The organism is Streptomyces sp. NPDC049887 (genome assembly GCF_040656535.1).
In the GTDB taxonomy this organism is placed as follows: Bacteria; Actinomycetota; Actinomycetes; order Streptomycetales; family Streptomycetaceae; genus Streptomyces.
This window is the reverse complement of record NZ_JBFAMM010000020.1, coordinates 134,778-144,723: the sequence shown is the minus strand read 5'-3', so window position 1 is coordinate 144,723 and position 9,946 is coordinate 134,778. Positions and strand designations below refer to the sequence as shown.

Below are 9,946 nucleotides of genomic sequence, written 5' to 3'. Positions count from 1 at the left end.
ACTGCAGGGGGGACCCTGTGGGAGAGTAGGACACCGCCGAACAATTCTTCTGGGAAAGCCCCGGACCGACACGGTCCGGGGCTTTTTCGCGTTCCGGGGAGACCCGGGCACGGGTTCCGGCGGATTCCGCCCCCGGCCCTGGATTTCGACTGGCCAAGGGCCCGTCTCTCCACCGCGTCGGGCCGCCCGGGCGGGTCTTGGAGTCGGAGGCGGCGAAATCGCCTTGGCGTACCGTCGTCGCTCCCGCGAGGATCGGAGCATGGACCACATCATTCGCGCCGTACGAGCCGGCGAGTGGGAGAAGGCCCGGGACATCCGGCTGGCCGCCCTCCAGGACCCCGCGGCACCGATCGCCTTCCTGGAAACCTACGAGCACGCCGTGGGCAGGCCCGCGGACTACTGGGAGGACCGTACCGACACCGCCGCTTCAGGGGTCGGCTTCCGCCAGTTCATCGCGGAGGACTCCGGGGGGCGCTGGGTCGGCACCGTGACCGTGATGGTCGAAGGCCCTGCGGACGAGGTGCGGTTCGGGGAGGCGGCCAAAGTCGACCAGACGCATCTCGTGGGGGTGTTCGTACGCCCGGAGGCTCGGGGAACCGGTGTCACGGAACTGCTGTTCCGGGCGGCCGTCGAGTGGTCGTGGGCGCTGACCGAACCGTCGGTGGAGCGGGTCCGGCTGTATGTGCACGAGAGGAACGGCCGGGCGGCGGCCTTCTACCGGCGGTTCGGGTTCGTGCCGAGCGGCGACTCCGTTCCTGTGCCGTCCGATCCCGCGGCCAGGGAGTTCGAGTACGAACTGCGCCGAACCTAGGGCAGTCCCGTGATCCCCAGCGGGCGCGAGACAACGGTCGTGGCACTTCGCCGCGTTGTCGGATCGCCCGAACAAGCCCAGCACGGGGACGCCCCTCCGCGCTCCGATGCCGCGCATCCGACGCCGCGCGCTGATCCACCGGTGATGACGGGACAGCTCTCAGGTGCCGTGTCAGGCGGCGTCCGCCCCCGTCGCGTCGGGCAGACCCCGCAAACTCCGCTCGACGCGGCGCCGGTTCCAGGTGCCTACCCGGGCTGGTGGGCGTTCGGGCTGTGCCCGGCGTCGGGTGCCGTCAGCGGCTGTGGCCAGCGGGCACGGCCCTGTTCACGGGAGCGCAGTAGCGCGAGAGTCGGCATGCCCAGCGACGGGCCCGTGGCCAGCAGCTCCGGGAGGAGCGGCAGCGGGGCGACGGCGGCGATGTCGTCCAGGACGAGAGCGAGTGGTGGGTCGAGCCGACCGTCGGATGACCGTGCGGCCATGCGGCGGCCGTGCTCGACCACGCTTGAGGCGAGTGCGGTGAGGAGAGGCATGGCCCCCGGGCGGGTGCGCGGGTCCTCGATTGATTCACCCACTACATAAAGCGTGCCCCCCTCGTCCACAAATGATTCCAACGTGAGCGAATCTGCTCGGTTCGGGGTGCAGACCTCGCGGATGTGGACGGAAGAGAGGGCGGACAGTGTACGAGCCGTCAGTTCCTGGGCGATCTCCCGGCGTTCACTGTGGGACGTGAGAGCCGACTCGAGCAGTCCGGCGAGGCCGGAGGCGGCCTTCTGGTGAGTGCGGAGGATGCGTACGGGCTCGTGTGCGCCACTGCCCTGGGCCCAGCGATGGACCTGCTTGAACGGGCGCCCGTCCACGGCGGCGGCGTGCAGCCAGCAGCGAAGGAGGGTTTCGGCAGTGTCCGCGACGGCCTCGTCCAGGCGGGAGCGGGGTCGTACGGGAGCGAAGAGGGCCGCCGCCCGGCCCGCCGCGGTCGCCGGGTCCTCACAGCCGGACGTCGGGGACCAGTGGAGCCGGGCGGGCGTGTCGCAGAGGTGGCCCGGATCGTAGACGAGGACGGGACCCAGTTCGGCCCTGGCGTCCTTGGTCCCCGACAAGACCGTCGGATCGGATGTGACGACGAGCGCGGGGCCGGCTGCGTCGCGGATCGCCTGGACGGCGGAGGGGCGCCGGAGGGACGGGCCCCCGTAGAGGACGTGCGGGCGCCGGGAGCCCGGGACACCGGACGGCTCCGGTGGGGGCAGGACGGCGGACAGGGAGGGCCCGGCAGGCGCCGCGGCCGTCTCGTGCGTGGCAGTCTCGTGCGCGACCGGCACCGACGCGTGTGCCGAGTGGGCGGGGTTCGTCTCCTCTGCCCGGGGTGCCGTATCGGCCCCGGCCACCGTCCCCGCGGCTACGGGAGCCTCCTCGGCGACGGCTGCGGCCGGAGGGGAACCGGGCCGGTCCGGGACCACCACCGGGACCACCTCCGCCAGGCCGCCCCTGTCCGTCTCGCCGACCGCCTTGCCGCGCGAACGGACCGCGCGCCATCGGGCCAGAGTGCCGAGGACGAAGACCGTCAGCACGACGAGCGTCATCAACTGGCCGATGAGCAGCCCCCAGAACAGCCCGTAGCCGGACAGTCGGGTGGGCGGCGTGGCGGGCCAGGCCGCGGCCAGGTCGTGGGGCTCGGACACCAGGCTGCGTATGGCGAACGGGGTGTTCGTGAACGTCACACCGTCCGGCCAGGAGCCGTGTGCGAACAGCCCCGCGAGGCCCGTCGCGGTCCAGACCAGCAGGGTCAGCCCGAGGAGGAGGCCCAGGACGCCCAGGAGCAGGCCGTCCGGGATGCCCCGTTCCTCGTGCGACTGCCGGCGCCCTGCGTCGTGTCGCGGGTCCCGTGCCATTCGGTCAGGCCACCGTCGACTCGGAGGAGTCCAGCCGCCGCTGCTGCCGTTCGATGAAGGCCGCGCGCTGCTCCGCCTCCTGTTCCGCGGCCCGGACGTCCTCGGGAAGGGAGGACTCCGTCATCGCCCGGTCCGTGTAGACCAGGGGGCGTTCGGCTTCCGTCACCAGGTGCTTGACGACCTGGACGTTGCCGTTGACGTCCCAGACCGCGATACCGGGGGTGAGAGTGGGGATGATCTCCACCGCCCATCGGGGCAGTCCGAGCACTCTGCCCGTGGCCCGCGCCTCGTCCGCCTTCTGGGCGTAGATCGTGCGCGTCGACGCCATCTTGAGGATGGCGGCGGCCTCCCGGGCCGCGGCGCCGTCGACCACGTCGCTGAGGTGGTGGACGACCGCGACGAAGGACAGGCCGAGCCGCCGGCCGAACTTCAGCAGCCGCTGGAAGAGCTGGGCGACGAAGGGGCTGTTGATGATGTGCCAGGCCTCCTCGACGAGGAAGATGCGCTTCTTCCGGTCGGGGCGGATCCACGTGTGCTCCAGCCACACGCCGACGATGGCCATGAGGATCGGCATGGCGATGGAGTTGCGGTCGATGTGCGACAGGTCGAAGACGATGAGCGGGGCGTCCAGATCGATGCCGACGGTCGTCGGACCGTCGAACATGCCACGCAGGTCACCGTCGACGAGCCGGTCGAGGACCAGGGCCACGTCCAGGCCCCAGGCCCGCACGTCGTCGATGTCGACGTTCATCGCCGCCGCGGACTCGGGCTCCGGGTGGCGGAGTTGCTCGACGATGTCGGTGAGAACCGGTTGCCGGTCGGTGATGGTCTCGTTGACGTAGGCGTGCGCCACCTTGAGCGCGAAGCCCGCACGTTCGTCGAGGCCGTGACCCATGGCGACCTCGATGATGGTGCGCAGCAGCGCGAGCTGCCCGGTGGTGGTGATCGAGGGGTCGAGGGGGTTGAGGCGGATACCGTCGTCCAGGGCGGCCATCGGGTCGAGCCGGATGGGAGTTATTCCCAGCTCCTGGGCGATGAGGTTCCATTCGCCGACGCCGTCCTCGCCCTGGGCGTCGAGGACGACGACCTGGCGGTCGCGGAAGCGGAGCTGTCGCAGGACGTACGTCTTCTCCAGCGCCGACTTGCCGTTGCCGGACTCCCCGAGGACCAGCCAGTGGGGGGCGGGGAGCTGCTGTCCGTACAGCTGGAACGGGTCGTAGACGTAGCCCTTGCCGCTGTACACCTCGCGGCCGATGATCACGCCCGAGTCCCCGAGGCCGGGCGCGGCGGTCGGCAGGTAGACGGCCTGTGCCTGGCCCGTGGAGGTACGTACGGGCGAGCGGGTCGTCTCGACCTTCCCGAAGAGGAAGGACGTGAAGGACTCGGTGAGGACGGACAGCGGGTCTCGCATCGGATGAGGGCCCCTATCGGCGCGTGTCGGTGCGTGTCAGCCGCTATCGGCGGATGCCGGTGGCGAACGGCAGCGTGTTCACAAAGGCCCGGTGGTGCTCGCGGTCGCACCACTCCAGCTTCAGGTACGACTTCCCCGCCGAGGCCCTGATCGTGCGCTTGTCCCTGGCCAGGGCCTCGGGCGTACGCGACGACACAGTGATGTACCCGACGAGATTGACGCCTGCCGCGCCGCTGGCGAGATCTTCACCCCGCTGGTCGAGTCGGCCGTGTGCGGCGATGTCGCGGGGGTCGACGGTGCGGTTCATCTTCGCGGCGCGACTCGCCTCGGCCTCGTCGTTGGTCTTCTCGGTGAGCATGCGCTCGATGGCGACCTCCGTGGGTTCGAGGTCCATGCAGACGGCCACGGTGCGGATCACGTCCGGCGTGTGGACGAGCAGCGGGGCGAGGAAGTTGACGCCGACGGGGGTCATCGGCCACTCCTTGACCCAGGCCGTGGCGTGGCACCAGGGGGCGCGGGTGGCGGACTCGCGGGTCTTGGCCTGGAGGTAGGTGGGTTCCACCGCGTCGAGTTCGGCGGGCCAAGCGTTGCGCTTGGTCATGGCCTGGATGTGGTCGATGGGGTGGTCCGGGTCGTACATGGAGTGCACAAGGGAGGCCAGCCGGGCCTGGCCGAGCGGCTGGCGGACGCGGATGTCGGCCTCGGCGAGACGGGCGCAGATGTCGGTCAGTTCGCGCGCCATGACGACGGCGAGACCGGCGTCCTTGTCGAGACGACCGGCGCCGGTGGCCTGGCGGGCCGCGCGGGCCATGGCGTGGGCCTCGGCGGCCAGCTCGCGGGTGTAGTGCATACAGGCGACGAGATAGGCGCGGTGCTGCTCGCTGGAGGTGGAGACCATCGACTGGAGCTGGTCGTAGGACTGCTGGAGCCAGGCGGGGGAGCCCGCGTCGCCGCGCTGGGCGACGTCCTTGGCGTGGGCGTCGGGGTCGGCCGGCAGGGTGCGGGCGAGCATCTGAAGGCGCGTCACGAAACCGTCGCCGTTGGCGACGTGCTTCAGCAGCGTGCCGAAACGGTCCACCAGGGCTTCCTGGTCCTCGCTGTCGCGCAGTCCCACACCGGGGCCCTCGATCTCGATGGCTGCGGTGACGGTGCGCCGGTCGGCGTGGAGCAGTACGGCGATCTCGTCCGGGCCGAAGGGGGCGGCGAGCCAGTTGATGCGGCCGATGCCGGGCGGCGGGCCGACCTCCACCTCGCGGCCGTCGACGCGGGTGCCGGCCTCCATGGCGCCTGAGCGGTAGACGGTGCCCTGGCGCAGAGTGCGCTTGTAGCTGCGGTTGATCTCGTACCAGCGGTAGAAGGTGCGCTGCTTGTACGGCACGTACACGGCGGCCAGCGCGAGCAGGGGGAAGCCCATGAGCAGCACGATGCGCAGGGACAGTACGGGAACGAGCAGTCCGCTCATCATGCCGAGGAACGCGCCGACGATGATCAGGGCGATCTCGCCCGTCTCGCGGTTCTTGCCGATGATCGCGTTCGGCCGGGCCCGGCCGATGAGATACGTGCGGCGGGGCGCGATGGCCGGGGACTGCGTCGTCAACGCCCTCCACCTCCTGTGCTTCCTGTGCTCGTGCCGGTGGTGCTGCCGGCGTTCTTGCGGTGGCTGTGCGGGGTGCTGCCGGGGCCTCCGCTACGGGGCGGCGGCGCTGCGGAGGGGACGGATCCGCCCGCGGCACCCGTTCCGGCCCCGCGTGTGCTGTGGGCGGCGACTCCGCCGGCGACCGGGCTCGGGGCGCTGCCGCCTCCCGAGCCGCCCCCGCCCTGCTGGTGGGTGCGGCTGCTGTGGGTCTTGATGCCCTGCGAGACGAGGGCGGCGGGTGAACTGATGACGGCGGCGGCCTTGTTCTCGGCGCTGTTCTGGAGTCGGTTGTTGCGGGACGCGGCGATCTCGTCGCCGAACCCGGGAACGAAACGGTAGATCATCGCGGACGCGAAGATCGCGAGCAGGATGATGGCGAGTCCCGTGACGACGGCGGAGAACGAGTCCGGACCGTCGTCGGCGGACAGTGCCCCGGCGAGGCCCAGCACGATGACGATGACCGGCTTGACGAGGATCACCGCGATCATGATCCCGGCCCAGCGGCGGACGTGGCCCCACATGTTCTTGTCGACGAGCCCCGAGTACACGACGACGCCGAGCAGGGCGCCGACGTACAGGAGGACGGCGCGGAGGAACAGCTCCAGGTAGAGGATGCCGGCGGCGACGATCGTCACCAGCGATACGACGATCAGCATGATCGGCCCGCCGCCGATGTCGTCGCCCTTCTGCAGAGCCTCCTTGAAGCCGCCGAAGAACACGTCGGTCTGGCCGCCGGTGCCCTGGGCGATCACGTCGGTGATGGAGTCGGTCGCGGACACGAGTGTGTACAGGATCAGCGGGGTGAAGGCGGAGGCGAGGACCGTGAGCCAGAGGAAGCCGACGGCCTCGGAGACGGCGGTGGCCAGGGGGACGCCGCGGATGGCGCGCTTGGCGACGGCGAGCAGCCAGAGGAGGAGGGTGAGGAAGGTGGCGGCGGCGAAGACCACGGCGTACTGGCCGAGGAAGGTGGTGTTGGTGAAGTCCACCTCGGCGGTGGACTTCACGGCCTTGGAGAGGGTGTCCACGACCCAGGCCGCGGCGTCGGCGCAGCCGCGGGCGAGGGAGGAGAGGGGGTCGAGGGCGCCGGCGGGGTCGTCGAGCGAGGGGGCGCGGCGGGCGGCCCCGCCGGATTCATCGGTCTCGCAGTAGTCGCGGGCGGGGCCGTGGATCAAGTCGCAGGGATTGTTGCTCGGGCTCGGCGAGGGCGTGGGGGCAGCGGTCGCCTGCGACGCCCAGGTGAGTACGGATGCCTGGACTGTCGTGAGCACCGTGGCCACTGCTCCGGCACGTCGGTTCAGACTAGCGGGCATATGTAAACCCTCCGTACCCGTTCACGGCGTCAGCGATTTCGTCCGCGCTGGAGGCTCTGGTGTCCCCGCCGACCGGTGCGGGACCGTCTTTCTGGGTGTGAGTGACGGTCTTCCAGTCGTTGCCGAGCCATGCCAGTTCCATGGAGATCGTGAACCAGCTGTCCGTGACCGGATTCCTCGAACCCTCGCCTGCGAGGCCGATCAGACCGGTGCACCAGACCTCGACCGAGGCCCTGTCGCCGGTGAACTCGGTGACTCTGGTCCCGATGGGGGAGGTTCGCGAGATGAAGGTGAATCCCTGAGGAGTCGATCCGTCCTCGTTCAAGCCGACATTCTTGAAGAAGTTCGGTGAGTATGCCTGATCGAGCGTCTTCCTGAAGGCGCCGACGGAGGCAGGCGCGATGACGGTCTCCAGGACCTGGTCACGCTTCGCTTTGTCGAACATGTCGGCGGAACCGAGCGCCACCGCGTAGTTCGCCGCCGCGCTCTGTGCCCCCTGTTCGTCCCTGGCGTACCCCGCGGGGATGCCCGCGTGCTTGCCCGCGACCGGGCGGATGCCCGTGGCCGCCGTCGGGGCCGCGCCCTTGGCCGTGTCGGTGGTTCTGGGGGAGTCCGTGCCGTCGCCGCGGTTGGCGAAGGCGATGGCTGCGACGAGGAGGACGACCACGCCCACGACCGTGACGAGGGAGCGGGAGTTGCGGGTGGGCCGGCGGGCGCCGCCGTAGACGTCGCTGGTGCCGCCCTCGGGGAGGCGGGTGCGGGTCTGGGCCGTGCCGCCGGCGTCGCTGCCGAAGCCGTCGGTCTCGTCGTCGTGGCTCATGCCGTGTGCGCCCCCTCAGCCGTGTGCCTTGCCGTGCCGTAGTACGACGGTAGCCCTGCTGTTCTCCGTACGGGCGGGGTGTGGTGACTCGACATCAGGGGGACGCAACCTCTGCCGGTGGGCGCGACGGACGGGTGGTGTCGGGGGAGGGTGATGCGGTCGGAGGGTCAGACGGCCATCCCGTACACGATGGTGAACAGGGTCCCCAGTGACCCGATGATGAAGACGCCGGTCAGGCCGGCGACGATCAGGCCCTTGCCCTGTTCCGCGCTGAAGGTGTCGCGGAGGGCCGTGGCGCCGATGCGCTGCTTGGCGGCTCCCCAGATCGCGATGCCCAGGCAGAGCAGGATGGCGACGGCCATCACGACCTCGATCATCACGCGGGCCTCGTTCCCGAGGCTGCCGAAAGGCCCCCAGTTCGGGGCGATTCCGCCGATGATGGTGGTGATGTCGCCCTTTTCAGCCGCCAGGTACATATAACTCACCGCCCCTGTTGGGTAGTTGTCCGCCCCTGCCCCACGGCACAGGCCATCGCCCTATCTTCGCTGATGAAAGCGTCCGCGTGCGCCGACTTGGCGGCTCTCTTTGCACGATCCGCGCACGAATGCCGGTCCGGCCGCTCTGACCTGCGGTGGCTCGTGCGGCCAGGTCGGGCGGGAGGACACGTTTCGTCACTCTGTGTATCACGGAGCGTGACTTCGGGCAATGACTGTCGTTGTGGCACCCAAGGTGTGAATCCGGCGCCGGGGCGCTCGCCGGTGCGTGACGGGAGCGGCTGACGGGGGGTCATGAGCGCGGGGCGGCGCCGGAGTGCGGCGCCGCCCCGTTCGTGTGGGGTCGGTCAGCGGTTGGCGACCATGTAGCCGAGCAGCCCGATGGCCACGGCGATGAGGGCGATGACGATCACGGCGGCGATGGTTCCCCCGGCGTCGCCGTTGCGGCCCGCCGTCTTGACGCCTGTCCCCGCGTTCTGGATGTTCTGCACTTGTTGCTCCTGGTGCTGGTCGTCCCGACGTCGGTCGAACGGCGGGATGGTGCACAGCCTTCCTGGCTGCGTGACACAGCGTAACCATGGCTGGTCCAGACCACCCCTCCGGGGTCGGCCGGGGCCGGGACCGAGCCGTCGCGTCCCGGTGGCGGGCTTCAGCGAGGGGCGACGAAGAGGCTCTGGGCGCTGCGGCCGATCGGGCCCTTCTCGTCGTGCAGTCGGGCGTCCGCCAGGCCGATGCCGGCCGGGTCGACGCTCGTGCGCGCCTCGACGCAGACCCATTCGCCGGCCGGATGCCGGTGCAGATGGACCGTCAGATCCGCGTTGACGAACACATGCCGCTCGAAGTCGAGCACGTTGCTGATGCCGTTGCCGGAGTCGGCGGCGACCAGGACGCGGTCCAGCGGGCGGATCGCCTCGCCCGCGACGAGCGGCATCCTCATCCGCATCCAGCAGGTTCCGGGGCCCTGCTCCCGGAAGGTCCCCTCGGTGAACCGGGTGTCCATGGACGTGTGGTAGCCGACGTCCCACGGCACGGCGAAGAAGGGCGTCCCGGCGGTCTCCCCGGGTGACGGCACCTGCGGTCCCTCGGCGACCGCCGGTCCCGGCTCGGCGAGCGTGCGGATGCGCAGACCGCGGGCGAACATCACCGGCGCCCCGTCCTCGGGAGCCAGTGCCGCCTCGACGAGCTCCACGCCGCGCCCGGTCCGCAGGACGGTCGTGGTGACCTCCAGCGGCCGGATCGGCACGGGGCGGACGATCTCGTAGGTCATGCGCGTGAGCCGCATGTCGGTTCGCGCGCCCTGCCGCTCCTCCATGGCGCGGCCGAGCAGCGCGGCCGGCGGGCCGGCGTGCTGTGATCCGGCGTCCCAGGGGCCGCGGGTGTGTTCGGTCGGCGCGAAGCGGTTGTCGGAGATCCGCTCGTAGAACGCCTGGTGTTCCCCCATGACGGGCCGCCTCTCGCAGACATGTGTACGGGCCACACGCTACCTGCGGGTAACCGGCCGGAACAGCCCTCCGGCTCACCCTCCGCTCGGCCGCCCCCGCCCTCACGGTCCGCTCGGCCGCCCCCGCCCTCACGGTC

General features: G+C 70.7%; 9 protein-coding genes. 1 reads left to right on the top strand and 8 read right to left on the bottom strand.

Features of this window, described 5'->3' with window-relative positions; genetic code table 11:
• Positions 1-259 precede the first annotated feature (259 nt).
• Positions 260-811, top strand: a complete 552-nt coding sequence (locus AB0J10_RS23670) for a GNAT family N-acetyltransferase (protein ID WP_363064464.1) — start codon at positions 260-262, stop codon at positions 809-811.
• 245 nt (positions 812-1,056) lie between these two features.
• On the opposite strand, the gene AB0J10_RS23665 is transcribed toward AB0J10_RS23670, so the two are convergent.
• From AB0J10_RS23665 to AB0J10_RS23630, 8 genes are all read right to left on the bottom strand, one after another.
• Positions 1,057-2,697, bottom strand: coding sequence for a type VI secretion protein (locus tag AB0J10_RS23665; RefSeq protein ID WP_363064463.1), 1,641 nt, complete (start codon positions 2,695-2,697; stop codon positions 1,057-1,059).
• Between the two features lie 4 nt (positions 2,698-2,701).
• Positions 2,702-4,108, bottom strand: a complete 1,407-nt coding sequence (locus tag AB0J10_RS23660) for an ATP-binding protein (protein ID WP_269729628.1) — start codon at positions 4,106-4,108, stop codon at positions 2,702-2,704.
• A gap of 43 nt (positions 4,109-4,151) precedes the next feature.
• Complete coding sequence (locus AB0J10_RS23655; protein ID WP_363064462.1) at positions 4,152-5,705, bottom strand: SCO6880 family protein; 1,554 nt, start codon at positions 5,703-5,705, stop codon at positions 4,152-4,154.
• Positions 5,702-7,054, bottom strand: coding sequence for a hypothetical protein (locus tag AB0J10_RS23650; RefSeq protein ID WP_363064461.1), 1,353 nt, complete (start codon positions 7,052-7,054; stop codon positions 5,702-5,704). Before AB0J10_RS23650 ends, AB0J10_RS23655 begins: the two co-directional genes overlap by 4 nt.
• Positions 7,044-7,874, bottom strand: coding sequence for a hypothetical protein (locus tag AB0J10_RS23645; RefSeq protein ID WP_363064460.1), 831 nt, complete (start codon positions 7,872-7,874; stop codon positions 7,044-7,046). The genes AB0J10_RS23650 and AB0J10_RS23645 overlap by 11 nt, the downstream gene beginning before the upstream one ends.
• Before the next feature lie 167 nt (positions 7,875-8,041).
• Positions 8,042-8,350 (bottom strand): hypothetical protein, encoded by a 309-nt coding sequence (locus AB0J10_RS23640; protein WP_017945892.1) that lies wholly within the window; start codon positions 8,348-8,350, stop codon positions 8,042-8,044.
• 365 nt (positions 8,351-8,715) lie between these two features.
• Entirely contained in the window at positions 8,716-8,859 is a 144-nt protein-coding gene (locus AB0J10_RS23635) for a hypothetical protein (protein WP_363064459.1), read from the bottom strand.
• Between the two features lie 158 nt (positions 8,860-9,017).
• Positions 9,018-9,809 (bottom strand): thioesterase family protein, encoded by a 792-nt coding sequence (locus AB0J10_RS23630; protein ID WP_363064458.1) that lies wholly within the window; start codon positions 9,807-9,809, stop codon positions 9,018-9,020.
• Positions 9,810-9,946: the final 137 nt, after the last annotated feature.

Excerpts from the sequence above, each read along its gene's own strand:
- AB0J10_RS23670 (WP_363064464.1), top strand. The coding sequence starts at position 260 with ATGGACCACATCATTCGCGCCGTACGAGCCGGCGAGTGGGAGAAGGCC.
- AB0J10_RS23650 (WP_363064461.1), bottom strand. The coding sequence starts at position 7,054 with ATGCCCGCTAGTCTGAACCGACGTGCCGGAGCAGTGGCCACGGTGCTC.
- AB0J10_RS23665 (WP_363064463.1), bottom strand. The coding sequence starts at position 2,697 with ATGGCACGGGACCCGCGACACGACGCAGGGCGCCGGCAGTCGCACGAG.
- AB0J10_RS23630 (WP_363064458.1), bottom strand. The coding sequence starts at position 9,809 with ATGGGGGAACACCAGGCGTTCTACGAGCGGATCTCCGACAACCGCTTC.
- AB0J10_RS23660 (WP_269729628.1), bottom strand. The coding sequence starts at position 4,108 with ATGCGAGACCCGCTGTCCGTCCTCACCGAGTCCTTCACGTCCTTCCTC.
- AB0J10_RS23640 (WP_017945892.1), bottom strand. The coding sequence starts at position 8,350 with ATGTACCTGGCGGCTGAAAAGGGCGACATCACCACCATCATCGGCGGA.
- AB0J10_RS23645 (WP_363064460.1), bottom strand. The coding sequence starts at position 7,874 with ATGAGCCACGACGACGAGACCGACGGCTTCGGCAGCGACGCCGGCGGC.